Origin of the sequence: Arthrobacter sp. SW1, from assembly GCF_001766675.1 — a bacterium.
Classification (GTDB): Bacteria; Actinomycetota; Actinomycetes; order Actinomycetales; family Micrococcaceae; genus Arthrobacter.
The window spans coordinates 18,105-43,549 of the sequence record NZ_MJLT01000008.1 but is presented as its reverse complement, the minus strand read 5'-3'; the positions used below and the strand labels follow the sequence as shown (position 1 = coordinate 43,549).

Annotated in this window: 24 protein-coding genes; 12 read left to right on the top strand and 12 right to left on the bottom strand. The window is 67.0% G+C overall.

Annotated elements, in window-relative coordinates:
- Positions 1 to 127: 127 nt before the first annotated feature.
- Entirely contained in the window at positions 128 to 787 is a 660-nt protein-coding gene (locus BIU82_RS06480; RefSeq protein ID WP_070348657.1) for a hypothetical protein, read from the top strand.
- Between the two features lie 34 nt (positions 788 to 821).
- Here BIU82_RS06480 and BIU82_RS06475 read toward each other — a convergent pair whose 3' ends face one another.
- On the bottom strand, positions 822 to 1,322 hold the full coding sequence (locus tag BIU82_RS06475; RefSeq protein WP_070348656.1) for a flavin reductase family protein: 501 nt from the start codon (positions 1,320 to 1,322) through the stop codon (positions 822 to 824).
- Between the two features lie 259 nt (positions 1,323 to 1,581).
- On the opposite strand from BIU82_RS06475, the gene BIU82_RS06470 reads away from it, so the two are divergent.
- Both BIU82_RS06470 and BIU82_RS06465 read left to right on the top strand, forming a co-directional pair.
- Entirely contained in the window at positions 1,582 to 2,616 is a 1,035-nt protein-coding gene (locus BIU82_RS06470; RefSeq protein WP_070348655.1) for an aldo/keto reductase, read from the top strand.
- A gap of 33 nt (positions 2,617 to 2,649) precedes the next feature.
- A complete protein-coding gene (locus BIU82_RS06465) occupies positions 2,650 to 3,030 on the top strand; it encodes an RNA-binding S4 domain-containing protein (RefSeq protein WP_070348654.1) in 381 nt (126 codons plus the stop codon).
- On the opposite strand, the gene BIU82_RS06460 is transcribed toward BIU82_RS06465, so the two are convergent.
- On the bottom strand, positions 3,027 to 3,986 hold the full coding sequence (locus BIU82_RS06460; RefSeq protein WP_070348653.1) for a hypothetical protein: 960 nt from the start codon (positions 3,984 to 3,986) through the stop codon (positions 3,027 to 3,029). The two genes, BIU82_RS06465 and BIU82_RS06460, sit on opposite strands and share 4 nt — an antisense overlap.
- 223 nt (positions 3,987 to 4,209) lie before the next feature.
- Between BIU82_RS06460 and BIU82_RS06455 the strand changes: the two genes are divergently transcribed.
- The gene (locus BIU82_RS06455) at positions 4,210 to 4,827 is read left to right on the top strand and encodes a hypothetical protein (protein ID WP_070348652.1); all 618 of its coding nucleotides are present in this window, start codon (positions 4,210 to 4,212) and stop codon (positions 4,825 to 4,827) included.
- Positions 4,828 to 4,832: 5 nt separating this feature from the next.
- Here the strand turns inward: BIU82_RS06455 and BIU82_RS06450 are convergent, their stop codons facing one another.
- The 4 genes from BIU82_RS06450 to BIU82_RS06435 all read right to left on the bottom strand — a co-directional run bounded on the left by BIU82_RS06450 (position 4,833) and on the right by BIU82_RS06435 (position 8,238).
- The gene (locus BIU82_RS06450; RefSeq protein ID WP_070348651.1) at positions 4,833 to 6,380 is read right to left on the bottom strand and encodes a cytosine permease; all 1,548 of its coding nucleotides are present in this window, start codon (positions 6,378 to 6,380) and stop codon (positions 4,833 to 4,835) included.
- Positions 6,381 to 6,453: 73 nt separating this feature from the next.
- Positions 6,454 to 6,846, bottom strand: coding sequence for a nuclear transport factor 2 family protein (locus BIU82_RS06445; RefSeq protein ID WP_070348650.1), 393 nt, complete (start codon positions 6,844 to 6,846; stop codon positions 6,454 to 6,456).
- 201 nt (positions 6,847 to 7,047) lie between these two features.
- Positions 7,048 to 7,509 (bottom strand): DUF3817 domain-containing protein, encoded by a 462-nt coding sequence (locus BIU82_RS06440; RefSeq protein ID WP_070348649.1) that lies wholly within the window; start codon positions 7,507 to 7,509, stop codon positions 7,048 to 7,050.
- A gap of 48 nt (positions 7,510 to 7,557) precedes the next feature.
- Positions 7,558 to 8,238 carry a nucleoside/nucleotide kinase family protein gene (locus BIU82_RS06435; protein ID WP_083292226.1) on the bottom strand — a complete coding sequence of 227 codons (681 nt, stop codon included), beginning with the start codon at positions 8,236 to 8,238 and terminating at the stop codon, positions 7,558 to 7,560.
- Positions 8,239 to 8,434: 196 nt separating this feature from the next.
- Between BIU82_RS06435 and BIU82_RS06430 the strand changes: the two genes are divergently transcribed.
- The 4 genes from BIU82_RS06430 (at position 8,435) to BIU82_RS06415 (ending at position 13,313) form a co-directional block, all read left to right on the top strand.
- Positions 8,435 to 9,136, top strand: a complete 702-nt coding sequence (locus tag BIU82_RS06430) for an FCD domain-containing protein (RefSeq protein ID WP_070348677.1) — start codon at positions 8,435 to 8,437, stop codon at positions 9,134 to 9,136.
- A 47-nt stretch (positions 9,137 to 9,183) separates the two neighbouring features.
- Positions 9,184 to 10,218: an asparaginase gene (locus BIU82_RS06425; protein WP_070348648.1), complete on the top strand. Its 1,035-nt coding sequence runs from the start codon at positions 9,184 to 9,186 to the stop codon at positions 10,216 to 10,218.
- A gap of 14 nt (positions 10,219 to 10,232) precedes the next feature.
- Positions 10,233 to 11,654, top strand: coding sequence for an aspartate ammonia-lyase (aspA, locus tag BIU82_RS06420; RefSeq protein ID WP_070348647.1), 1,422 nt, complete (start codon positions 10,233 to 10,235; stop codon positions 11,652 to 11,654).
- A 144-nt stretch (positions 11,655 to 11,798) separates the two neighbouring features.
- A complete protein-coding gene (locus BIU82_RS06415; RefSeq protein ID WP_070348646.1) occupies positions 11,799 to 13,313 on the top strand; it encodes an amino acid permease in 1,515 nt (504 codons plus the stop codon).
- A 94-nt stretch (positions 13,314 to 13,407) separates the two neighbouring features.
- On the opposite strand, the gene BIU82_RS06410 is transcribed toward BIU82_RS06415, so the two are convergent.
- Positions 13,408 to 15,072: an MFS transporter gene (locus BIU82_RS06410; protein ID WP_083292224.1), complete on the bottom strand. Its 1,665-nt coding sequence runs from the start codon at positions 15,070 to 15,072 to the stop codon at positions 13,408 to 13,410.
- Between the two features lie 147 nt (positions 15,073 to 15,219).
- On the opposite strand from BIU82_RS06410, the gene BIU82_RS06405 reads away from it, so the two are divergent.
- Complete coding sequence (locus BIU82_RS06405) at positions 15,220 to 15,891, top strand: FadR/GntR family transcriptional regulator (RefSeq protein WP_070348645.1); 672 nt, start codon at positions 15,220 to 15,222, stop codon at positions 15,889 to 15,891.
- Here BIU82_RS06405 and BIU82_RS06400 read toward each other — a convergent pair whose 3' ends face one another.
- Genes BIU82_RS06400 through BIU82_RS06385 form a run of 4 tightly spaced genes read right to left on the bottom strand, consistent with a single transcriptional unit; the run spans position 15,892 to position 20,353 of the window.
- Entirely contained in the window at positions 15,892 to 16,734 is an 843-nt protein-coding gene (locus BIU82_RS06400) for an amidohydrolase family protein (protein ID WP_070348644.1), read from the bottom strand.
- Entirely contained in the window at positions 16,731 to 17,723 is a 993-nt protein-coding gene (locus BIU82_RS06395; RefSeq protein WP_070348643.1) for an aldo/keto reductase, read from the bottom strand. The genes BIU82_RS06400 and BIU82_RS06395 overlap by 4 nt, the downstream gene beginning before the upstream one ends.
- Positions 17,716 to 19,005 carry an alpha-L-fucosidase gene (locus tag BIU82_RS06390; protein ID WP_070348642.1) on the bottom strand — a complete coding sequence of 430 codons (1,290 nt, stop codon included), beginning with the start codon at positions 19,003 to 19,005 and terminating at the stop codon, positions 17,716 to 17,718. Before BIU82_RS06390 ends, BIU82_RS06395 begins: the two co-directional genes overlap by 8 nt.
- A gap of 10 nt (positions 19,006 to 19,015) precedes the next feature.
- Positions 19,016 to 20,353, bottom strand: coding sequence for an L-fuconate dehydratase (locus BIU82_RS06385; protein WP_070348641.1), 1,338 nt, complete (start codon positions 20,351 to 20,353; stop codon positions 19,016 to 19,018).
- A 147-nt stretch (positions 20,354 to 20,500) separates the two neighbouring features.
- On the opposite strand from BIU82_RS06385, the gene BIU82_RS06380 reads away from it, so the two are divergent.
- The 3 genes from BIU82_RS06380 to BIU82_RS06370 all read left to right on the top strand — a co-directional run bounded on the left by BIU82_RS06380 (position 20,501) and on the right by BIU82_RS06370 (position 24,179).
- Entirely contained in the window at positions 20,501 to 21,430 is a 930-nt protein-coding gene (locus BIU82_RS06380) for a fumarylacetoacetate hydrolase family protein (protein WP_083292230.1), read from the top strand.
- A 91-nt stretch (positions 21,431 to 21,521) separates the two neighbouring features.
- A complete protein-coding gene (locus BIU82_RS06375; protein ID WP_070348640.1) occupies positions 21,522 to 22,838 on the top strand; it encodes a GNAT family N-acetyltransferase in 1,317 nt (438 codons plus the stop codon).
- Positions 22,839 to 22,934: 96 nt separating this feature from the next.
- Positions 22,935 to 24,179: a low temperature requirement protein A gene (locus tag BIU82_RS06370; RefSeq protein WP_070348639.1), complete on the top strand. Its 1,245-nt coding sequence runs from the start codon at positions 22,935 to 22,937 to the stop codon at positions 24,177 to 24,179.
- Positions 24,180 to 24,299: 120 nt separating this feature from the next.
- Here the strand turns inward: BIU82_RS06370 and BIU82_RS06365 are convergent, their stop codons facing one another.
- Entirely contained in the window at positions 24,300 to 25,445 is a 1,146-nt protein-coding gene (locus tag BIU82_RS06365; RefSeq protein WP_070348638.1) for a serine hydrolase domain-containing protein, read from the bottom strand.

The following is a 25,445-nucleotide window of genomic DNA, read 5'->3' as shown; positions in this document are numbered from 1 at the left end:
GAGATAACAGCTTTGCTACAAGCGGGCACAACAGGCGATTGGCCGGGTGATTCCGGCGGGATTCAATCGTAGGCTAAGAAAAGTGCCCGGTATCCGGGCGGTCGAAACTGCGGCGTGGGGAGGCTGAATGGATGCAACAACAATCGCCCTCAACCTGACCTTTTTCGGCACACTTGGCGTGGCGTTCCTGATGTTCCTGGCCTTGGGCCTGTGCATGGTGGTCACGCTGGTGCTGGCGGGAATTGCCCGGCTGTTGTCGATCATTGTGCTCGCGATGGTGGGCATTTTCCCGAAGAACGACGCCGGCCCCGTAGTGCACCTTCCGCGCAGCCACGGCCGGCCGGCGGGTGCCGTTCCTGCCGGGGCTTCTGACAGTGCAACTTCTGCCGGGACGACGACGGCGCCTCCCGCCCCCGAGCGTCCGCCGGCCGCCGCCGTGGCCGGGACAGCCGGGGCTGAGCAGACGGCACCCGAAAAACCCACGCGCAGCATCCCGTGGAAGAAACTGGCCTCACCCAAGGAGTGGCCCGAGCTCAAGACGAAGATCGCAGAAGGTACCGCGGCCGCCGTCGGGAACCAAACGAAGCACCACCCGCTGCTCCTTGCCGCAACCCCGGAACCGCCCGTCCTCAACGAAAAGTGGGCCGCCGCCGTCGCCGAAGCCGACGCCCGCGAAGAAGCGCGGGAAGAAGCCGCCGAGGAAGCCCGCGAGGAAACCCGGGAAGCTGCCGCTGAAAGCAACGCGGGGTCAGTTACGGCCCATGTTGGCGCCCAACACCGGCCGTAACTGACCCCGCGTTGCGGCAAGGCCGGGGAAAGCGTCAGGCAGCCACTCCGCCTAGGCGCCGGAAGGACGCCCCGTGGTAGATCAGGGGCGTGGCGCCGTGGTTGATCTGCGTGGACTTCACTTCCAGCACTACGATCGTGTGGTCGCCGGCGGGAGTTTCGGAGACGATCTCGCATTCCAGGGACAGGGCGGCGCCGTCGATCAGCACGGCACCGGCGTCGCTGGTTGAACTCGCGATCCCGGCGAACCGCTCCCCGCTGCGGGAGGAAAGCTGCAGGCACGCGGCCTCCTGGCCTTCGGCAAGCACTGAGACGCCCAGGCGCGGGGCCCTGCGCAGCTTGGGCCAGGTGGTGGAGGAGTTCTGCACCGCGAACATCACCAGCGGCGGTTCCAAGGACACGCCGACGGTGAAGCTCGAGGCCACCAGCACCTCGGGAGCGAAGCCGACCATGGCGCTGAACGCTGCCACCCCCGAGGGGAATTGCGCGAAGGCCTGCTTGATCGAAGCCGTCCCGTCCACTGCTGACTGGCTCATGCCGTTGTTCCTCTCTCCGGATTCCTGCGCCGTCCTTTTCAACTAATTCACTGCTTCGGGCAGAGGGCAATATTTGTGTAATTGCATGTCCACGGGGCGGTTCACGCTTCGTCACGATCCGGTTTTCGTTACCGCGGAATACGAAAAGCTACGAACTCCTACGCTTTCCGGGCAGTGTTTCGCGCGAATGTGTAGCGTCGTGTCAAGCGATTGTCCGCTCCTGCTTTTGCAGGATTTTCCTCCGCGAAGGGAGCCGTAGATGAGCCTCAGCGAGCTTCGAACCCTGGGCCGAACCGGCGTCCCCGTCAGCCCGCTCACCTTGGGCACCCTCAACTTCGGCACGGGATCGGCGCCCACCGGCCCGGAGGAAAGCATCCGCATCATCCGTACAGCGCTCGACGCCGGAATCACCAGCGTGGATACCGCGGACATCTATTCGCAGGGCGAAGCGGAGGCGATCGTGGGCCGCTCCTTGCAGGGCCGCCGGGACGACGTCTTCCTGTCCACGAAATTCCACGGGCAAATGGGCTCGAACCCGGCGCATGCCGGAAATTCCCGCCGCTGGATCATGAAGGCTGTGGAAGGCAGCCTCAACCGGCTGCAAACAGACCGGATTGACCTCTACCAGGCCCACCGGCCGGACTACAACACGGACGTCCTTGAAACCATCACGGCTCTGAACGACCTCATCCGCCAGGGCAAGATCCTCTACTACGGCACCTCCGTGTTCACGCCGGCCCAGCTGGTGGAGGCGCAGTGGATCGCCAACACCAACCACCTCATCCCGCCGGTGGTGGACCAGGTGCCGTACTCGCTGCTGGTGCGCGCCAATGAGCGCGACGTTTTCGCCATCACCCAGCAGTACAACCTGGGCGTGCTGAGTTACGGACCGCTCGACGGCGGGTGGCTGAGCGGGCGCTACCGGCTCGGCGCGCGCCAGCCGGCCAGTTCGCGGGCCAACGCGCTGCCCGGCCGCTTCGACGTCACGGCCCCCTTCAACCAGCACAAGCTCCATGCAGCGGATGCCCTGGCCCGCCTGGCCGAGCACCACGGCCTAAGCCTCATCCAACTGGCCGTGGGTTTCGCTCTCAACCACCCCGCGGTGAGCAGCGTGATCATCGGCCCGCGCACCGAGGAGCACCTGACCGATTACCTCAAGGCAGCGGACACCGTACTCAGCGATTCCCTGCTCGACGCGATCGACGACATCGTGGCGCCCGGCACCAACTTCCTTGAGCGCGACGCCGGCACGGTGGTGCCGCACCTGGAGTACGCGGAGCTGCGGCGCCGCTAGCCAGGGCTGCTCCAGCTAGACTCGTTCGCAGCCATGAACAGCAAGCCGACTTCCTCCGCCACCCGCATCGACGCGTGGCTGTGGGCGATCCGCGCCTACAAGACCCGTTCCGCCGCCACCGCTGCCTGCCGCGCCGGGCACGTCCGCATCAACGGCAACCCGGTGAAGGCCTCGCAGACCGTGATCATCGGCGACACCGTGCGCGTCCGGCAGCCCGGCTTCGAACGGATCCTGGAGGTACGGCAGTTGATCGCCAAGCGCGTCGGCGCCGAGGCCGCGTCCCATTGCTTCACCGACCACACCCCGGCCCGGCCCGAACCGGCAGCCCTGGGCCTTCCCCAGCGCGACCGCGGAGCCGGGCGGCCCACCAAGAAGGACCGCCGCGACATGGAAAAGCTCAGGAACGCCCGCTAGCGCGACCTGCCCCGCAGCACCACCACATTGAAGTTCTCCGGGTCCTGCACCCCGAACTTCGCGTTCACCACGGCGAGCTTCCCGCCGAAGTTGGCGGCCGTCGTCGGGATCTGGAACAGCGGGCTGGTGATCACGTCCTTCACGACGCCGGAGGACAGGTCCCCGGACAGCTTCACCCTGCTGATCTGGTTGCTGAAGTTCTGCACGGCCCACAGCGTGCGCCCGCGCACCAGGATGCCGTCCACATTCGGGACCTCGACGCCGGCAATCGCCGCGCTGGCGCCGCTTTCCGGATCCACGGTGTACAGCGCCGCGTTGCCCGAATGCGCCACGATGAGGGTCCGTCCGCCGGCCGCCGCCGCGATGCCGTTGAGGTTGAACTGTGACGCGGTGTCCGCCGCCGGGCCGCTGAGGGCGAGGGTCCGGACGGTTCCGAGGCTGCCGTCGGCATTGAGCGGCACGAAGTAGAGTTCCGCGGCGTTCGAGTTGGTGAACCAGGCGCCTTCGCGGGTGAGGGCGACGTCGTTGATGAACGCCGGCTGGGTCCCGGTCAGCTGGACGGCGGCCTTGGCGGAGGCGGTCTTGGTGTCGTAAACGTAGGCCGCGCCGGAGGGGCCGCCCGCCACGAACAACAGCTCATGGCGCCGGTCGAACTTCATGCCGACAGACACCCTGCCGTCCGGCGCGTCAATGAAGAGTTCGGCGGTGCCTTGGCGGATGTCGCCGCGGAAGATATCCCCGGTGGCGAGGTCGCCGGCGTAGAACGTGGTGCCCTTGCCCGCGGCGATCCCTTCGGCCCCGCCCGCGCCGGGCAGCACGATCGAGGTTGTTTTCTGCGGGCCGTGGGGCTTGAGCGGTGCCGGTGCCGCCGTGGCCGGCACCGGAAGGAAAAGGACGACGGCGGCCGCGAACGCGAGTGCCGCACGGAAAGCTTTCGGGGTGGTGCGGGAACGCATGGCAGTACTCCCTGGAACGGAAATTCCGTGGGAGCCGGCCCGCCGCTGCGGGGACTCCGCACGATGGTAAATGCCAGTTTAGGGAGCGTGGACCCCGGCCACCAGAGCATGCGGCAGCCGTTCAGCCGCCCGGCAAAAATTACCCGCGACGGCGGGCGGGTGCGGCGCGTAAAGTGTCAGGAGACGGGCGGTTTCTGGACGCTTTTCTTCCGAAGGAGAGAACGTGGATATTGACTGGGACGGCAAACGGGCCCTGCTCCGCGAACCGAACATTGCTGCCGTGACGGAGCTGTGCGAGGAACTGATGGCCCGGAAACCCGGTTCCCTGGTCCCGTATATCGACCCCGTCCACGACGAGGACGAATGCCGGATTGTCAGCCTCCAGGTGAGTCCGAGCCGAGGGACGGCATCGGGTTTCGTCTCCTATCTGAACGATGACGACGCCGCCCGCCGTGCGCAGGAAATCTTCACCGGCGCGGAACTGGATCCCCGCTACGTCATGCCCTGGCACAGCTATCCCTGGGTGCGCGACGCCGGCCTGCCGCCGTCGCTGAGCGCCCAGGAAAAGCTGGACGGACTCAAGCCCTTCCGGCAGTTCCTGAAAATCAACAGCCGGGTGTCCGCCGTCGTCGCGCACGGGGCGGAAGCCGCGTCCTTCCTCACCCTGTTCGAGAAGACCTACCACTCATCCCTCAAGGAGAGCGGCATCAAGGTCTACAAAGCGAGTGCGCTGGGCGGCCGTGCGTTCGCGTTGTCCGAGGCGAAGCAGCAGGAGCTCCTGGAGAAGACCATCGAGACGTACCGCGACGCCATGCAACGGGCGGGGATCCAGCACCTCTAAAGGTCCTAGAGAATGGCGGCGTCCAACTCTGCCTTGTCGGCCACGATCGGAATGTTCTTCGGCGCCGATGCCCTGATGAAGCGCGGCCCTTCCGGCCCGAAGGCGTCCGCCGGTTCCGGGAAGAACCACAGCGCCAGAGGGTACAGGACTGCCGCAATCCCGATGGACACCGGGATGCTCAGGTCCACCCCCGCAGCCAGGTTGCCGAGCGCGCCGACGAACTGGCCGGGCACATTGACGAACAAGATGCCCATGACTGCGGCGAAGATCCAGACAGCCATGGCACGCCAGTTCCAGCCTTTGTTGAACCAGTAGCGGCCGCCATGCTGGCGGCGGTTGAAGACCTGCAGTGAGTCGGCGTGGTACCAGCCGCGGCGGGTCACGTAGCCCACCATCATGATGATCATCCACGGTGCCGTGCAGGTGATGATCAGTACTGCGAAGGTGGAGATGCTCTGGACGACGTTGAAGGCGAAGCGGCCCACGAAGATGAACACGATCGCGAAGGAGCCAATGAACAGGGTGGCCTGCACGCGGGAGAATTTCGGGAACACACTGGAGAAATCCAGGCCGGTGCCGTACAGGGCCGTGGTCCCGGTGGACATGCCGCCGATCAGGGCGATAAGGCAGACCGGCAGGAAGTACCAGTTCGGCGAAACGGCCAGGAGGCCGCCCACGTAATCCGAATTCTCGAAGAACTCCGGCGCCTGCGTGGCAATAACCGTAGCGGTGAGGAGGCCGAAGCCGAAGGGAACGAGGGTGGCGATCTGGGCCAGGAAGGCCGCGGACATGACCCGGATCTTCGGAGTTTCGGCCGGGATGTAGCGGGACCAGTCGCCCAGGAACGCGCCGAAGGAAATCGGGTTGGACATCACGATCAGTGCCGAACCGATGAAGGATGGCCAAAACAGCGCGTTCGTTGCCTCGTCTGCGCCCGGACCGAAAACTCCTGCGTAGGAGGCGTCGAAGGTGCCTGCGAAGGCAAAGATACCGAGGACGAACAGGGCCGACGCCGCAACCACCGCGATCTTGTTGACCCACAGCATGAAGCGGAACCCGTAGATGCAGACGGTCAGGATCAGCAAGGCGAACACGCCGTACGCGATGCTCAGCGTGATGGGGTTCTGCGGCAGGCCGGCCAAGCGGTTGGCGCCACCCACCAGGGCGTCGCCTGAGCTCCAGACGGAGATGGAGAAGAACGCCAGCGCGGTGAGCAGCGACAGGAAAGATCCCACCACGCGGCCGTGCACTCCCAGGTGGCCCGAGGAAGACACCGCGTTGTTCATGCCGTTCGTCGGTCCGAAGACCGCCATGGGGCACAGGATGAGGCCGCCGACGACGACGCCGAGCACCGTGGCGAGCGCAGCGTCCTTGAACGACAGGCCGAAGAGGATCGGAAAGGAGCCGAGCACCGCCGTCGCGAACGTGTTGGCGCCACCGAAAACCAGGCGGAAAAGATCGATGGGTTTGGCGGTGCGGTCCTCTGCCGGGATCGGTTCGATGCCGTGCTTTTCGACCTCCGCCACGGCGGGGACGTTGGGATCTTTGCTCATGTCAGGGCCTCACTGGGTGAACGGGTGGGTTGGGGAGGAGCTTGGTGCGGGGAGCCTTGGGGGCCTCGTGCGATTACGGCGCTGCCGGGGAGAGGTGTTCGTGGACTGCGAGGATTTTCCCGGAGGAGTCCTTGGCGAAGACGATGGTTTCCCTCTCGTGGAGGGTTTCACGGGTGCCGTTGACCTCGATGGTGGTGCGGACGTCGTGTGTAAAAACTGCACTGGTTCCTGCAAGTTGGATGTGCTTGTTGGTGCTGATGCAGTCCACCACGCCCCAACCCTCGGCCGCCCAGCCGTCCCACAGCTGCCGGTACTGCGCGCGGGAATCGAGGCGTTCGGGCTCGGTGTGGAACAGGAACGTGGCGTCAGGCGCGAAACAGGCGAAATACGCGTCCGTGTCGCTGGCGCCGAAGGCGGCCACGAGGGCTTCGGCTGCTGCTGCGACGTCGCTTTCGGTAAGGCTCATGGGACTCCATCCCTTGATCGGCCCCCAATATGTGGCTCTCGTCACAAGCGAGATTGATGACCAGTAAACATCTACTTATGCCTATAGGTCAACAATTGCGACGTAAATTGACGCAAGACTATCGATTACAGGGCGTCGGATTACAGGGCGTCGGACGCTCAGCCCGTCCGACCCAGGTTCGTCCGGCTCAGGTTCGTCGGCTTAGGCGAACCAGGTGTCCGGCGGGCCCATGAAGAGCAGGAAGCTGAAGACCGCGGCCACGCCAACCACAGCGATGCCCACCGCGAGCCATGGTTTGCGGAGCACCCAGGCCTGCACGTTTTCCAGCACCCCGACGGGGGTCTCGCCGCCCGCGGAAAGCCGCCAGCCGCCGTCGAGCAGTCCGCGGCGGTCCAGAGACTTCTCCACCGGAACGGTCGCGTAAGGAATGACGGCGGACGCGATCGCGAGCAGCCCGGTTCCGGCGCTCCATTTCTGGTTGACCCAGGTGAAGGCAGCGACGGCGGCGTAGCAAAGAAAGACGAATCCGTGGATGCCGCCGCCGATCCGCACGCCAAGCTCCGTGGTGTTCGTGACGTACTTCAGGACCAGGCCGATCAGCAGCACCGTCCACGTGACGGCCTCGGCGAAGGCAAGGGATCGGAACAGGGTGCGCGGAGACATGGGGTCCTCGGGATCGGCGTCAGGTCAGTTCCACGGTACCGGGTGTTGTTAGCTCCAGGGCAGGATGCGGTCCGCGCGGTGGCTGCCCGCGTCGATCAGCCGGGCGTTGGCTTCATCAGTTCCGAGCGCCCACGCCTCGGCCGCGGCGGGATCCTTGCCGAACTCGATATGCCGCGCGATCAGGCGCTGCCGGCGGAGGCGCGGTTCGAGCTCGAGGTGCCAGACGGCGTCGAGCTCACCGCGGACCTTCCGCCAAGCAGGCTCGTCGCTGAGGAGGTAGTTGCCTTCAGTGATGACCAACGGGATGGCGGCCGGGACCGCGATGGACGCGGCGATCGGTTCCTCGAGCTCACGCGTGTACAGGGGCGCGTAGACGGTGGGTTCATCCCTGGCTTTCAGGCGCCGCAGCAGGGAAAGGTAGCCGCCGACGTCGAAGGTATCGATGGCGCCTTTGCGCGCCTTCAGTTCCGTCCCGGCGATGACCGCCTCGCCCAAGTGGAAGCCATCCATGGGGACCACGACACTGCGTTCCGGGCCGAAGTGCCGTGAGAGGCATTCCGCGAAGGTGGACTTCCCGACGCCGGGCGCGCCGCTGATACCGAGGATGAGCCTTTGTGTGGTTTTGAGCCGGAGCTCAAGATCCTGGATGGCTGCGGCGATGGCGGGATGGGCGAAGGCCTCTTGCGCTGCTTTGTGCGCGGGCGCGGTGGCGACGGGCTTGGGGTGCATCACGGTTCAGGGTATTAGCGGGCACCCGCGGGCGGGAACCCCAGTCCGCCCGCAGGCCCCACCAACCAAGCACCCCCACCACCCCCAACCCAACCCCAATTGACACCGCCCTGTGACCAGTGCCATATTTTTAACCGTGAACCTGTCAGACAGCCGGACAGCCGGACAGGCTGACGGCGGCCATTCGCCGTCGAGCATCCGGCACGACGCAACGCCGCGTCCCGCCACACCCCTCGCCCGCCTCAGCGCGGCCGAGGCCGTCTTCAGCGCCATCCGGCAGGACATCGAATCCGGAACCGTCGAACTGGGTGCGAAGCTCAGCTCCGAAGCCACGCTTGCCAGCCAGTACGGGGTGAGCCGCTCGGTCATCCGCGAGGCCCTCCGTTCGTGCAATGCGTTGGGCCTGACCGTCACCAAGACCGGCAAGGGCACCTTCGTGGTGGCCAACAAAGTGGCCAACGACCTCACGCTCGGCCAGTACTCGGCCCGCGACCTCAACGAAGCCCGCCCCCACATCGAGATTCCGGCAGCGGGCCTGGCCGCCACCCGCCGCAGCAACGAAGACCTGAAGCACCTCCGCGGAATCATGGAAGAGATGCTGGCCGAGAACGAACCCGAAGCCTGGGTGGGTCTGGACGCGGCCTTCCACTCCACCATTGCCCGGGCCAGCGGCAACAAGGTCTTCGAAAGCGTGGTGGCTGATATCCGCGAGGCCCTGGCGCACCAGTCCGAAACCCTGAACATGGTGGCCGACCGCCGCCACGCCTCAGACGATGAGCATCTGCGCATCATCGAAGCGATCGACGCCGGTGACGCCAAGGCCGCGGAGGCCGCCATGGCGCACCACCTCGACGCCGTCAGCGTCGCCCTGGACAGCATCCTCAGCTCCGACCACTGACCCCAGCCCGGCAAGCCACCAAACAACCCACCGAAACGAAGGACGCCATGCCGCTACCGCACCATGTCCCCTTGGCCGAGCAGACCCGCGACGGCCTCGTGGAGAGCATCCACTACGGCTCGCTGATCGCGCTCGGCCCCGCCGGTGAGAACCCGGATAGCCCCGTCAAGCTCAGCGCCGGCGATCCCGACGCTCCCTTCTACCCGCGTTCCTCCCTCAAGCCGCTGCAGGCCGTGGCCCTGCTCCGTGCCGGCCTCACCCTGGGCCAGGACCTCCTCGCGCTCACCGCTGCCAGCCACTCAGGCGCGGCCATGCACCAGGACGGCACCCGCCGGATCCTCGAACTCCACGGCCTGGACGAAACAGCCCTCGCCAACAGCACCGACCTCCCGTACGGCGTCGCGGAACGTGAAGCGTGGCTCCGCGCCGGAAACGGCCCCACCCAGGTGGCCCAGAACTGCTCCGGCAAGCACGCCTCCATGGCCGCCGTCTGCACCATCAACGGTTGGCCGGTGGAGGGCTACCTGCACCCTGAGCACCCGCTCCAGGTCCTCGTGAGGGAAACCGTCACCGAGCTCACCGGCGAAGGACCCGCCGTGGTCAGCACCGACGGCTGCGGCACCCCGCTCTTCGCGCACAGCCTCCGCGGCATGGCCCGCGCCTACGGCCTCCTCGCCTCGGCAGCCCCGGAAACTCCCGAAGGCCAGGTGGCCCACGCCATGCGCGCCTTCCCCGAGATGGTTGCCGGTGAGGGCCGCGACGTCACCGCCATGATGCGTGCCGTCCCGGGCCTGCTGGCCAAGGACGGTTTCGAAGGACTGCAGCTGATCGGCCTGGCGGACGGCACCGGCATCGCGATCAAGATTTCCGACGGCGGCGACCGCGCCCGCCTCCCCGTCACCGTGCGGGTCCTCGCCGAGCTCGGCGTTTTCAACGAGCCAGGGGTCGACGCCGGCGCGCTGGCTTCGCTGGACATCCCGCCGGTGCTGGGCGGCGGCAAGCCCGTAGGCGTCCTCCGCGCCGCAGACTTCCTCTCCGAGCCCGTACCGGCACCCGCCGCAGACTTCCAGACGACCAACTGACACTAAGGACAGCCATGAGCAACATCGATCTCGGCAGCAGCGAGAGATTCCGCTCGGAACACGATCTCCTGGGCGACCGCGACGTTCCCGCCGACGCCTATTGGGGCGTGCACACGCTGCGGGCCATTGAGAACTTCCCGATCACGGGCCAGCGGCTCTCCAGCAACCCGGACCTGGTCCGCGGCCTCGCAGCAGTGAAGCTCGCCGCCGCCCGCACCAACCAGGAACTCGGACTCCTGGATGCTGAACGCGCCGGTGCGATCGAGCAGGCGTGCCAGGAAATCCTGGACGGCAAGCTCCACGAGCAGTTCATGGTGGACGTGATCCAGGGCGGCGCCGGCACCAGCTCCAACATGAACGCCAATGAGGTCATCGCCAACCGTGCCCTCGAAATCCTGGGCCACCCCAAGGGCGACTACGCCCGCCTGCACCCGAACGACCACGTCAACCTGAGCCAGTCCACCAACGACGTCTACCCCACGGCCGTCAACCTGGCCACCATCTTCTCCGTCCAGGGACTCCTGAAGGCCCTCGAAATCCTTGAGGAAGCCTTCGCGGAAAAGGGCCGGGAGTTCCGCACCATCGTGAAGATGGGCCGCACCCAGCTGCAGGACGCGGTTCCCATGACCCTCGGCCAGGAGTTCGGCGGCTACGCCGTGACGATCGGCGAAGACCGCGCCCGCCTGGCCGAATCGCAGCTGCTGATCCACGAGATCAACCTGGGCGCCACTGCGATCGGCACGGGCCTCAATGCCCCCAAGGGCTACGCCGAGGCAGCCTGCCGGCACCTGGCCGCGATCACCGGCCTGCCGCTGGTCACCGCCGTCGACCTCATCGAAGCCACCCAGGACGTCGGCGCCTTCGTGCACCTGTCCGGCGTGCTCAAGCGGGTGGCCGTGAAGCTCTCCAAGATTTGCAACGACCTCCGCCTGCTGTCCTCCGGACCGCGTGCGGGACTGGGCGAAATCAACCTCCCGGCCGTGCAGTCGGGATCATCCATCATGCCAGGCAAGATCAACCCGGTGATCCCGGAAGTGGTCAGCCAGGTGGCCTACGAGGTCATCGGCAACGACGTCACCGTCACCATGGCGGCCGAGGCGGGCCAGCTGCAGCTGAACGCCTTCGAGCCGATCATCGTCCACAGCATCCACAAGAGCATTTCCCACCTGGAAGCTGCCTGCCACACGCTCACCGAACGGTGCGTACGTGGCATCACCGCCAACGCCGAGCGCCTGCGCCTCACCGTCGAGCAGTCGATCGGCCTGGTCACCGCCCTGAACCCGCACATCGGTTACGCCTCCGCAACCGCCATCGCCCAGGAGGCACTGGCAAGCGGGCGCGGCGTCGCCGAGCTGGTTCTCGAGCATGGAATGCTGACTGCAGAGCAGCTGAACGAGCTGCTGCGTCCCGAGCGGCTCGCCAACCTGAGCAGCTGATTCCCCGCTGCCGTGGTCACCGGCCCCGGCTGGTCACCACGGCAGCGAGCACGACGGCGGCGGCCGGCTTTCCGCCGTCGTCCTCCCCTAGCGGAACCCTCCCCTATCCGGAACCTCCCCAACAGGACACCCCTAAGGATCCCCATGAGCAATCAACCCATCACCGACCACACGGTGCCGCCGCAGGCGCATGCCACCGAGAAGCTGCTGCACGCAGAGGACAAGGGCTACCACAAGAACCTCAAGCCGCGTCAGATCCAGATGATCGCGATCGGCGGCGCGATCGGCACCGGCCTGTTCCTGGGCGCCGGCGGCCGCCTCAACGCTGCGGGCCCGTCCCTGGTGCTTTCCTACGCGATCTGTGGCGCCTTCGTGTTCCTGATCCTGCGCGCCCTGGGCGAACTGGTGCTGCACCGCCCGTCCTCCGGTTCCTTCGTGTCCTACGCCCGTGAGTTCTTCGGCGAGAAGGCCGCGTTCGCTTCGGGCTGGTTCTACTGGATCAACTGGGCCATGACCACCATTGTGGACATCACGGCTGCGGCCATCTACATGAACTTCTTCGGCCGCTATGTGGACTGGATCGGCGCCGTACCGCAGTGGGCCTGGGCGCTGATCGCGCTGGTCGTGGTGCTGGCCTTGAACCTGGTCTCGGTGAAGGTCTTCGGCGAGATGGAATTCTGGTTCGCCCTCATCAAGGTCGCCGCGTTGGTTGCCTTCCTCCTCGTCGGCGTCTGGTTCGTCATCTTCGGCACGCCCACCGGCGCTCCCACGGGCTTCTCGCTCATCACGGACAACGGCGGCGTCTTCCCCAACGGCATCATGCCGATGATCCTGCTCATGCAGGGCGTGGTGTTCGCCTACGCCTCGGTTGAACTGGTGGGTACCGCAGCCGGCGAAACCGAGAACCCGGAAAAGATCATGCCGAAGGCCATCAACTCCGTGATCTTCCGTATCGCCGTGTTCTACGTGGGCTCCGTGGTCCTGCTCTCCCTGCTGCTGCCGTTCACGGATTACCAGAAGGGTGTCAGCCCGTTCGTGACCTTCTTCGGCTCCATCGGCGTGCAGGGCGTGGACACCATCATGAACCTGGTGGTCCTCACCGCCTCACTGTCCTCGCTGAACGCCGGCCTGTACTCCACCGGCCGCATCCTGCGCTCCATGTCCGTGGCCGGTTCCGCGCCGAAGTTCGCCCAGCGCATGAACAAGGCGGGTGTGCCTTACGGCGGCATCGCCATCACCGCCGGTGTCTCCCTGCTCGGTGTTCCGCTGAACTACCTGGTTCCGTCCGAGGCGTTCGAGATCGTGCTGAACGTAGCCTCCGTGGGCATCATCTCCACCTGGGCCACGATCGTCCTCTGCCAGATCCAGCTCAAGCGCTGGGCTGACAAGGGCTGGCTCAAGCGCCCCGCGTTCCGGATGCCCGGTGCCCCGGTGACCGGTTACCTGACGCTGCTGTTCCTCGCAGTGGTGCTGGCCATGGTGTTCATCGACTCGCCGTTCACGCTGCTGGTCACCCTGGTTGCCATCGCCCTGATGGTGGCCGGCTGGTACGCCTGCCGCAAGCAGATCCACGAGATCGCCGAGGCCCGCGACGGCTACACCGGCATGTCCCCGGTAGTGGCCAACCGCCCGGCCCCGGGTTCGGAAGACGCCATCTAGTCTTCCCCGCCCCTTAAGCGCGAAATGGCAGTTCGCGGCAGTGTTCTTCGAGAACATTGCCGCGAACTGCCAACTCGTTTAAGGGGCCTTCCGCTTACGCAGTCTTCGGCTGACGCAGCACGACGGCGACCATCACCGCCGCGGCCAGCATCAGCACCATGCCGATCGCCGAAGTGATCCCGACGCCGGAATCGAAGGCGTGCCGGGCGGACTCAAGGAGCGCTTCGGCCTGCTCCACCGGGAGCAGCTTGGCGGCGTCGATCGCTCCGCCGAGCGTCTCTGACGCATGCCGCGCGGCGTCCCCGGCGAGAGTTGACGGGACCTCGACGGCGGAGCGGTAGGCCGCGGTGAGGATGCTGCCGAGTACGGCCGTGCCCATCACGGAGCCCACCTCGTAGGCGGTCTCGGAAATGGCCGAGGCTGCCCCGGCCTGCGGCGCCGGGACGCTGGCCAGGATGAGGTCGTTGGAGATGGTCTCCGCCGCACCCACGCCGGCACCCACCACAGCGAAGCCGAGCAGCAGCGCCCACAGCTCGCCGCCCTGGCCGAACATCAGCACCACCACGTAGCCGCTCATGTTCAGCAGGAGCCCCGCCGTGACCACGTGGGCCGGGCGGATCCTGCGCACCACCGGCACGGTCACCAGGCCGGCCACGATGGTCAGCGCCAGGCCGGGCAGCATCAGCGTTCCGGCCTCGAGCGGCGTGCGCCCGGCAACCAGCTGCAGGTGCTGGGACATGAAGTAGATGAAGCCCACCAGCGAGAAGATGCTCAGCAGGTTCGCGGCCAGGGAGACGCTGAATGCCTTGTGCCGGAAGAGGGACATGTCCAGCATGGGCGCCCGGCCGGAGCGCTGGCGCCGCAACTGCCGGCGGACGAACAGCACACCCGAAACAAGCCCGACGGCGAGCGGCAGCAGCACGGCCGGGCCGCCGTCGTGCGCGAATTCCTTGATGCCGTACACGAACGGAACCATCGCGGCCATGACCAGCAGGATGCTGGCCGGGTCCACCGGCGAGGGGTTCGGGTCCTTGGACTCCGGCACCACCAGCGGTGCGAGGATCAGCAGCGGCAGCAGCATGGGCACAGCCAGCAGGAACACGGCGCCCCATTCGAAGTGCTCCAGGAGCAGGCCGCCGGCCAGCGGGCCGAGCGCGGCGCCGCCGGAGAAGCCCGCGGCCCAGACGGCGATCGCGGTGCGGCGTTCGGCGGCGTCGGTGAAGATGTTCCGGATCAGCGAGAGCGTTGCCGGGCCCAACATGGCGCCGAAGACGCCCAGTAGCGCGCGGGCCGCGATCAGCTGGCCGGCGTCCGTGGCGAAAGACGCCAGCACGGAGACCAGCGCGAAGCCGGTGGCACCGATGAGCAGGAGCTTGCGGCGGCCGATCCGGTCGCCGATGCTGCCCATGGGGACCAGAAGGCCGGCCAGCACCAGGGCGTAAACGTCGATGATCCAGAGGAGTTCGGTGCCGCTGGGCTGCAGGGCGACGGACAGCGAGGGGACCGCGAAGCTGAGCACGGTGTTGTCAACGGAGATCAGCAGCACCGGAAACATCAGTGCGGCGAGGGCGAGCCAGCGCTGCCCGGCCCCCAGCGACCGAGCTTGTCGAGATCCTGGTTTCGACAGGCTCAACCACCGGTTCACTCCCCGGTGACCGTGATTGCGTCCGGCACCGGGCTGCTTGCCACGGCCGGGATCGGGACGGAAGGCCGCCTCATTCTCGGTGAAGCGGCTGCGCTTGGTGACGGACAGGGTCATGATCGGCTGCTTTCGTACTCGAAGTTCATGGAAAAGGCGGGAGTTCCGCCATCCCAAAACTTTACCGTCCAGACGGTACAGTTTCAAGTGCGTCACGGCGTGAACCTCCTCACCAGACATCGGATCACCCGCCATTACGATGGAGCCATGGCTGTGACTGACGAGGCGATCGGCAAGATCAAGGACATGTTGATCCGCGGCGAAATCAAGGCCGGGGACCGGTTGCCGCCGGAAAAGGAACTCAGCGAGCGCCTCGGCCTCTCCCGCAGCTCCCTGCGCGAAGCCGTCAAAGCCCTGGAACTGATCCGCGTGCTGGATGTACGCCGCGGCGACGGCACCTACGTGACCAGCCTGGACGCCAAACTCCTCAACGAAGCCGTGGCCTTCGTGGTGGAACTGCACCAGAACCGTTCCATCCTGGAGCTCTTCGAAGTCCGCAGGATCCTCGAACCGGCCACCGCGCACATGGCCGCCAGCCGCATCACCCCCGAGATGATCGCCGCCCTGCGCGCCACGATCGATGGCATCGACGAGGACACGGACATCGAAGAACTCGTGGCCCACGACCTCGAATTCCACAGCATCATCGCCGCTGCCGCCGGCAACGACTACCTCAGCGGCCTCCTCGAAGCCCTCTCCGGGGACACTGTGCGCGCCCGCATTTGGCGCGGCATCACCCAGGAGAAGGCCGTGGCCCACACCCTGGCCGAGCACAAGGCCATCGCGGATGCCCTGGAACGCGGGGATGCCGAGCTGGTCCGCGCCCTGGTCACGGTCCACATCAGCGGCGTGGAGAACTGGCTGCGGCAGGCGCTGTAGTCAGAGGCCGTACACCCGCACCGCGGTTCCCTCGAGGATCTGCTGCCGTTCGGCGTCGGACAGTTCGCTGAGCAGCTCCAGCAGCACGGCGAGGGTTTCACTGTACGGCGCGCCCAGCGAGCTGACGGGCCAGTCGCCGCCGATCATGAGCCGCTCCGGCCCGAACGCCTCCAAGGCTTCGTCCCATAGCGGGCGTAGGGCTTCGGCCGTGTAGGGGACGCCGGGCAGGTGCAGGCCGGAAAGCTTGGCCGCCGTGCCCGGCAGTTCCGCGAGCGCCCGGAACTCCGCGCGCCAGCGTGCCATTGGCTCCGAGCCTGTTCCGTCTCCCAGCGGCGGCTTGCCGAGGTGGTCCAGCACAACGGTCAGGCCGGGGATCTCACGCGCCATGCGGACTGCGGCCCCGAGGTGGCGCGGGAAGGCGTCCGGGACATCGAAAGGCAGGCCGCGCGCGGCGAGCAGGCGCAGCGACTCCCGTACGGGCGCGAGGTCCAGGAAATCGTCCCGCGGATCGTTGTGGAGGAGATGCCGCACGCCGCGGAACTTTGGATGCGCGGCCAGGCGCTCGAGTTCAGCCTCCGCCCGGGCGGGCTCCTCCAGCGGGATCCAGCCGACGACGCCAAGCACCCAGTCGCTGCTGTCCGCCACCGCGAGCATCGCCTCGGTGTCCGCCACGGTGTCGTCCGCCTGGACGAGGACGGCGCCTCTCACCCCAACGCCCGCCGTTGCGAGGACCGACTCCGCCTCCACAGCTCCGAAGTTGCGGAACAGTGGGCCGTGCTGCGGCCCGAGCCACGGGTATGCGCCGGGAGTGAGTTCCCAGAGGTGCAGGTGCGCGTCGATCACGCGTCGGCCCCGGACGCGCCGGATCCGAACGGACCGGCTTCAAACGGACCCAGCGCCGCCACCGCGTCCCAGAGCTCGTCCGGCACGGCGGCGTCCATGCGTGCCGCATTGGCGACCACCTGCTCCGGGCTGCGGACCCCTACGGTCACGTTCACCACGGCGGGATGCCGCAGCGGAAAGTGCAGGGCCGCCGTCGGGAGTTCGACGCCGAAGTCCCGGCACAGTGCCGCAAGCGCCCGGGCGCGTTCCAGCACGGCGGCGGGCGCCTGGCCGTAGTTGTAGTGGGCGTCGGCCGGGACCTCGGGGCGGGCCAGGAGGCCGGAGTTGAAGACGCCGACGGCGACCACTCCGGTGCCGCGTTCCATGCAGCGTTCCAGCAGCGGAAGGCGCGGCTGCTCCAGCAGGGTGTAGCGGCCGGCGAGCATCACGAGGTCCAGCTCCGCGGCGTCGACGCAGGCGAGCGCGGCGTCCACGGAATTCGTCCCGACGCCGATCGCGCCCGCCAGCCCTTCGTCCTGGAGCTTCTCCAGGACGAAGGGCTGGCGGATTCCGGCGTCGAGGTCATGGGCATCGGGGTCGTGCAGGTAGGCGATGTCCACGCGGTCCAGGCCGAGGCGCAGCAAGGAGTCTTCGAGGCTACGGCGGATGCCCTGCTCGTTGAAATCCCAGCGGCGGACGGCGTCGGCGGGCACGTCGAACCCTTCGGCGTCCCGGCGGCCGGCGGCGTGCTGGGGTTCCAGCAGCCGGCCCACTTTGGTGGAGATGACGAATTCCTCGCGCGGTTTGTCGCGCAGCACGGCCCCGAGGCGGCGTTCGGACAGGCCGAGCCCGTAATGCGGGGCGGTGTCGAAGTAGCGGATTCCGGCATCCCAGGCGGCCAGGACCGTGGCGAGGGCCTCGCCGTCGGGAATGGCGCTGTACAGATTGCCGATAGGCGCGCCGCCGAAACCGAGCCGACCGACCCTGTGGAGGACAGGATTGTCAGCCATCCGCGCCCTCCGTGAGGAACAGCTCCAGCACCGGCACGGCCACCGGCGGACGCTGGACGGGCAGCGCGATGCTCAGCGTTCCGGCAGGCTGGGCGCCGGGAGTGGTGGCGTAGGCCTCCTGCTCCGGATCCGGCTCCTGCAGCCGGAGTTCGGAGGCGTCGTTCAGCAGCTGGGCGTACTCGACCTTCCCGGCCAGCCCGGGCAGGTGCACGAAACCGAACGGCCAGGCGAACAGGTGGACGTAGAGCCGCTTGCCGCGCCGGGTATATCGGGCGTCCGCCGGAGGAGTGTACGACGACGGCCCCGCACCGTAGATGGCGCGGCCGTGCAGCCGCATCCACTCACCGATGCCCTCCAGGGCCTCGTGCGCGCGTGGGTCCAGGCTGCCACGCGCCGTCGGCCCGACATTGAGCAGCAGGTTGCCGCCCTTGGACACTCCGTCGATGAGCATCCGCACCAAGAGGTCCGGGGTTTTGTAGTCGAGGTTGTCCCGGTCGTAGCCCCAACTGCCGTTGAGGGTCTGGCACGCTTCCCAGGCGAGCGGAACGCCGTCGGACATCATGGGACCGGCCGGCTGGTACTGCTCCGGCGTGACAAAATCTCCCGGCAGGTCCAGCCGGTCATTGACCACAATGCCCGGCTGCAGTTCCCGGACCATGGCCAGCAGCTCTTCCGAGCCCCAGTCGTCCCGGCCCTTGCCGCCGGCCGGGTGGCCGTCCATGCCGTCCGGGTAGGAGAAGTCGAAGAAAAGGTAGTCGATGGTGCCGTAGTTGCTGAGCAGTTCCCGGACCTGGCCATGCAGGTAATCCCTGTAGCGGGCCATGTCCCTGGTTTCGTTGAGGCGTTCGATGTCCGGGGCGTTCCGCTGCGGGTGCACCGAGTCCACGGTGAAGTGCGGGTGGTGCCAGTCGATGAGCGAGTAGTAGAAGCCCACTTTCAGGCCCTCCGCACGCAAGGCGTCCACATAGGGCGCAATGAGGTCGCGGCCCGCGGGGGTGTTCGTGGCCTTGTAGTCCGTGAGAGCCGAGTCCCAGAGGCAGAAGCCTTCGTGGTGCTTGGTGGTCAGCACCACGTACTTCATGCCGGCGTTCCGTGCGGCGCGGGCCCACTCGCGGGGATCGTAGAGGTCCGGATCGAAGCGGCGGAAATACCGCGAGTACTCCTCCACCGTCATTTCCTCGCGGTTCATCACCCATTCGTGCCGGGCCGCCAGCGAATACAGCCCCCAGTGCACGAACATGCCAAAGCGGGACTCTTCGAACCACGGAGCGTGCTGGATCACGGCGCCCCCTTCAGATCTCGACGGCGGAACGTTCGACGGCGGCGCCCGCCCCGGCGGCCCACACCGCTCCGTCCGGATAACGGTAGTCCGCCAGGCTGGCGGTGAGCATCTCGCCACCGGCACCCGGCGCCGTCGGCGGCCAATAGCGGCCGCCGCGCACCTCAACAGGTGCGGCGAAATGTTCGTGCAGGTGGTCCACGAATTCAATCATGCGCTCCTCCTTGCTCCCGGACACCGCAACGAAGTCGAACATGGCCAAGTGCTGGACCATTTCGCACAGGCCCACCCCGCCGGCGTGCGGGCACACCCGGACCCCGAATTTCGCGGCCAGCAGCAGAATGGCGATGTTCTCGTTGACGCCGGCCACCCGGGCGGCGTCGAGCTGGAGCACCTGCAGCGACCCGGCCTGCAGCATCTGCTTGAACACCACCCGGTTCTGGACATGCTCACCGGTGGCCACGGGAACCGGCGTCACGGCCCGGGCGATGGCGGCGTGGCCGAGGATGTCGTCCGGGCTGGTGGGCTCCTCCACCCAGGCGATGCCGTACGGCGCGAGCTGCCGGATCCACTCGATCGCTTCCTGCACGTCCCAGCGCTGGTTGGCGTCGACGGCGATCCCCACCTCCGGTCCCACGGCGTCACGGGCGGCGCGCACGCGGCGGATGTCGTCCTCCACGGAGGCCCCCACCTTGAGCTTGATCTGGCCGAATCCCTCAGCCACGGCTTCCCTGGCCAGCTGCGAAAGCTTCGCGTCGCTGTATCCCAGCCAGCCCGGCGTCGTCGTATAGGCCGGATAGCCTTCGGCGAGCAACTGCCGCCGCCGGTCTTCCCGGCCGGGTACGACGGCGCGGAGAAGTCCAAGCGCTTCGTCCGGGGTGAGGGCGTCGCTGAGGTATCGGAAGTCCACCAGTGCCACAAGCTCCTCGGGGCTCATCCGGGAGAGCAGTTCCCAGAGCGGCAGCCCGGCGCGCTTGGCCTTCAGGTCCCAGAGGGCATTGACGACGGCGCCGATCGCCATGTGCATGACGCCCTTCTCCGGGCCGAGCCAGCGCAGTTGTGAATCGTGGACGAGCAGCTTCCAGGTAGCGCCCATGTCCGCCAGCAGTTCCTCGGCGTCCCGGCCCAGGAGGTGCTCCCGCAAGGCGGCAATGGCCGCGGTTTCCACCTCGTTGCCGCGGCCGATCGTGAAGACGAAGCCGTGGCCTTCATGGCCGTCCGCGGCGTCCGTGCGGAGGACCAGGTAAGCGGCCGAGTAGTCCGGGTCCGGGTTCATGGCATCGGAACCGTCCAAGTCCCGGGACGTGGGGAAGCGGATGTCGAAGACGTCCATGGCGGTGACGACGCTCATCTGGGCTCCTCGCTGGCGGCCTGCGTGCCGTTTCATAGCCGAGCTAAACATCCGATGTCTCGCCTGTCAATGGGTCACATTTCCTTAAGTCCGGGGCGGACTTCACACTTGTAGCTCCGAGCAATGACGCTGAACATGGAGGAAGACATGAACGTGAAATTCGCCCGGCTGGGAGCAGCCGGAAACGAGCAGCCGGTTGTCCTCGTGGAAGACGGCAACGGTGCCGCCAAGTACTTCAGCCTCAGCGGCCTGACGCAGGACATCAACGGCGAATTCTTCGCCACGGACGGCATCGCCCGCACCCGGAAAGCCCTCGAATCCGGTGAACTTCCGGAGATTTCCGCCGAAGGCCTGCGCGTCGGCTCCCCCATCGCCCGCCCGTCGTCGGTCATCGGCATCGGCCTGAACTACGCCGCGCACGCTGCGGAGTCCGGCGCTACCCCGCCTGAAGTTCCGGTGGTTTTCCTGAAACCGGCAAACACCGTAGCGGGCCCCTTCGACGCCGCCCCCATCCCGCCGTCGGCCGAAAAGTACGACTGGGAAGTGGAACTCGGCGTAGTGATCGGCAAGGAAGCGTCCTACCTTTCTTCCGTAGAGGAAGCCGCTGGACACATCGCCGGCTATGTGGCAGCCAACGATCTCTCTGAACGCGACTACCAGATCCCGGGCTCTGCCGGCCAGTGGGTCAAGGGCAAGTCCCTCCCCGCATCCAGCCCGCTGGGCCCGTGGTTCGTGCCCGCCGGCCAGGTGGATGCCGGGAACCTCAGCCTGCGCACCTGGGTCAACGGCGAACCCCGCCAGGACTCCAACACCTCGGACATGATCTTCGACCCCGCCACCGTGGTGCACCACCTGAGCCAGTACATGGTGCTGGAACCGGGCGACGTGATCCTCACCGGCACCCCCGAAGGCGTGGCCCTCTCCGGCCGCTTCCCGTTCATCCAGCCGGGTGACGTCGTCGAGATCGAAGTCGAAGGCCTCGGACGCCAGCGCCAGGAATTCTTCCGCGCGGACGGAAACCTCGCTGCGGTCTCCGCCGGGGACGCCGCCTTCGCAGGAGACGCCGCAGCCAGGTAAGCGCCAGCTCCGTAACACCCGCCGCGCGCGCCCGCGCCGTCCCCTATGCTCGGTTCCAAGGTATCGACGGCGATCCACCAAGGAGCAGCACATGACCACCTGGCGCATCCGGGACTTCCATTCCTCCGACCTTGACGGCATCCTGCACCTCTGGGAGAACCTGAAGGCCGACGGCGTCGAACCCGTCTATGCGCTTTCCGAAGTCCTGGCCTCCTGCGAAAAAGACCATGCCGTGGTGGCAGTTCAGGGCGAGCAACTGGTGGGTGCCGCCGTCGGACGGGCCGCGCACGACCAAGGCTGGATCGTTTTCCTGTCCACGCTGCCCGAGTTCCGCGGGCGCGGGATCGGCACCTCGCTGCTGGCCGCCGTCGAGAACCGCATGGCCCCGCACGGCCTCAACAAGCTTTCCGCCCTCATGCCGGAGACGGAAACGCGAGTGGAAGCGTTCCTGGGCCGCGGCTTCGTGGTGAAGAAGAACCTGCGCTACTTCGAGCGGACCATTCCCGTGCAGCGCGCCGAACTCGAACCGCTGAGCCTGCTGGGCGGCCGTGTGCTGGCCCGCGACCTGTGGGAAAACGTGGCCGGCATGAAGCGCGAGAAGGAACTGCTGGAACGCCGGCTGGTGCTGCCGCTGGCCGAGGCCGATCTGGCAGACGAATACGGCGTGGTACCGCCGCGCGCGGTGGTGCTGTTCGGCCCGCCCGGCACCGGCAAGACCACCTTCGCCAAGGCGATTGCGTCCCGGCTTGAATGGCCGTTCGTGGAGGTTTTCCCGTCGCGCCTCGCCTCCGACCCCAAGGGCCTGGCCGGCGCGTTGCGGGAAACGTTCCTGGAAATCGCCGAGCTGGAGCACGCCGTGGTGTTCATCGACGAGGTGGAGGAGATCGCGGCGCAGCGCGCGGGCGATCCGCCGTCGCCGTTGCAGGGCGTCACCAACGAACTCCTCAAGATCATCCCGGCCTTCCGCGAACAGCCGGGCCGCCTGCTGGTCTGCGCCACCAACTTCATCCGCGCGCTGGACTCCGCCTTCCTGCGCCACGGCCGCTTCGACTACGTGATCCCCATCGGCCTGCCCGACGTCCACGCCCGCGAGGCCATGTGGCAGCGTTTCATCCCGGCAGCCGTGGTGGACACCGTGGATATCGCGCTGCTGGTGTCGAGGACGGAGGGGTTCTCCCCCGCGGACATTGAGTTCGCTGCCCGCAGCGCCTCCCAGCGGGCGCTGGAAAAGGCAGTGTACGACGACGGCGGTGCGGCCGCCGGGGGAAGCCCGGCTCCGGCGTCGAACGGGCGGAAGGGGCCCACCACGCAGGATTACCTGGACGCGATCGCGGACACCAAGACCACCGTCAGCCCGGAAGTGCAACAGGAGTTCCTGGAAGACATCGACGTCCTGGGCCGCGTCTAACCCCCGCCCCCAACGCGGGGTCAGTTACGGCCCATGTTCGCGGCATTAATGGGCCGTAAGTGACCCCGCGTTGCCGCAGTCGGTACTGTTTTGGACATGTCCAACCCACTCCGCCATGCCCTCTCCCGCATGGGCGGCCGCGATCCCCATGAAAAGCACCGCGCCGCCACCCCGCTTGAGCTCTTCTTCGACCTGACCTTCGTCATCGCCTTCAGCGTGGCCGGCAGCCAGTTCGCCCACGCCGTGGCCGAAAACCACGCGCTCGAAGGCTTCATCGGCTTCGCCATCGCGATGTTCGGCGTGCTGTGGGCCTGGATCAACTTCTCCTGGTTCGCCAGCGCCTACGACACCGACGACTGGATCTTCCGCATCGTCACCATGGCGCAGATGGTGGGCGTGCTCATCCTGACCATGGGCATTGAGCCCGTGTTCCACTCGGTCCTGGAAGGCCACGACGTCGACAACGAAGTCCTGGTGCTCGGCTACGTGGTGATGCGCGTGGCGCTGATTGCCCAGTGGCTGCGGGCCGCGCGCCAGGACCCACAGCGGCGCAAGACCTGCCTGACGTACGCCGACCTGCTGGCCGTGGTGCAACTGGGCTGGGTGGCGGCCATCTTCGTGAAGACGGATGTGCCCACCACGCTGATGATCTACACGCCGCTGATCGCCGCGGAAATGCTGGTTCCGGTGATCGCCGAACGCAAAACCAAGACCCCCTGGCACGCGCACCACATCGCCGAACGCTACGGTCTGCTGGCCATCATCGCGCTGGGCGAATGCCTGATCGGCGCCATCGAAACACTGCGTTCCATCGTCGCGCTGCATGGCTGGACCATGGATGCCGCCTTGATCGGCCTCGGCGGAACGGGCCTGGCCTTCACGCTGTGGTGGGTCTACTTCATCCTGCCCGCGGGCCACGCCCTGCATGTGCGCCGCCACCGTGCGTTCACCTTCGGCTACGGGCACATGATCATCTTCGCGGCCATCGCCGCCACCGGTGCGGGCCTGCATGTGCTGGCCTACTACATCGACCACGAGTCCCACATCAGCGCGGCCGCCGCCGTGGCTTCAGTTGCCATTCCGGTAGCCATTTTCAAGGTCGCCCTGGCCTGGGTGTACGGCAGCCTGCTCGGAATCAACCGGATCAACGTGGGGCTCACGTCCCTGGTGGTTGTGGTTTCCGCCGCCAGCATTGGCCTCGCTGCCGCAGGTGTTCCAGTCACCGCGTGCTTGCTGGTGATCGTGGTGGCACCGGCGGTGGCCATCGTGGTGGATGAACTGGCAGGACATCGACGCCGCGCGGCAGCTTTGGAGAAGATCGAAGCCGAAGCGAAAGGCTGAGTTCCGCAACGCGGGGTCAGATACGGCCCATGTTGGGGTCCAACATGGGCCGTATCTGACCCCGCGTTGCCGGGGCCTGCTCTGCGTACCTGGAACCTGCGAAACAACGTAGGGCAGGCCTCACAACGCCAGTTCTGAAACCGCCTTCCGCACGGCCGCACTCAGCTCGAAATTGCGGCAGCCGATGCCGCCCTGTTCCGCTGCCTGCGGCACGTACCCGAAGCCCAGCCCGTACACCGGGTCCGCATAGCCGAGGGCTCCGCCGGCGCCGTCGTGGCCGAAGGCCCGGTAGCTGGCAAACGGCATGCGGGCGTGGGTTTTCATGAAAACCGTGGCAAAGCAGCCGGTCTCACCGAAGACGCGGTCGATCCCGAACACCTGCTCCGCCGAGACCGCCCGGATGGTCTCCTCGCTGAGAAGGGGCGCGATGGCGGGACGGCCGGTACCGGAACCACCGTTACCTTCGGCGGTGAGCCCGGTAAGTGCTGCCGCATACACCCGCGCCATGCCTTCCGCGCTGGCGACGCCGGCCACGGAGCTGAGCCCCGCGGCGCGCACTTCGAGGATGTTCGGCAGGTCCAGGATCTCGGCGGTTCCGGCGTTGGCCGCGAGTCCGAAGTGGCTGGCGGGGTCGGTCCAAGGGCGCGAGGGGTCGGCCATCCAGCGCAGGGTGGCGTAGCGGGGTTCTTCGGATGCGGGCAGTCCCAGGAAGAAATCGGCGCCTGCCACGGCACGGATCCGCCGTTCGTAGATGTCCTGCAGCGTGTTCCCGGTGATCCGCCGGCACAGCTCCTCCATGAACACGCCGATGGTGAGGGCGTGGTAGCCGAACGCGGCGCCCGGCTTCCACAGCGGCGGAAGCGCTGCAAGTTTGGCGGCGGCAAGTTCGGAGTTGTTGCACTCCTCCAGGGACAACCCGCCTTCGACCCCGAGCAGCCCGGCCTGGTGCGACAGAAGCTGCGCCACCGTGATGCCTGCCTTGCCGTTCGCAGCAAATTCCGGCCAGTACTTGGCCACCTCCGCGTCCAGGTCCAGCACACCGTCCTGCACAAGAAGCGCAATGACCAGGCCTGCCATGCCCTTGGAGCAGGAGAACACGCCGGTCATGGAATCCGGGCGGACGTGGGGACCTCCGCTGAGGTCCAGTACCTTCACGCCGTGGTGGTATGCGGCCAACTGGGCCGAGTATTCGGGGTCTTCGGCAAGGTAGCGGCCGAAGAGTTCGGCGACGGGCTCGAATCCGGGGGCGACGGTACGGAAATCCAC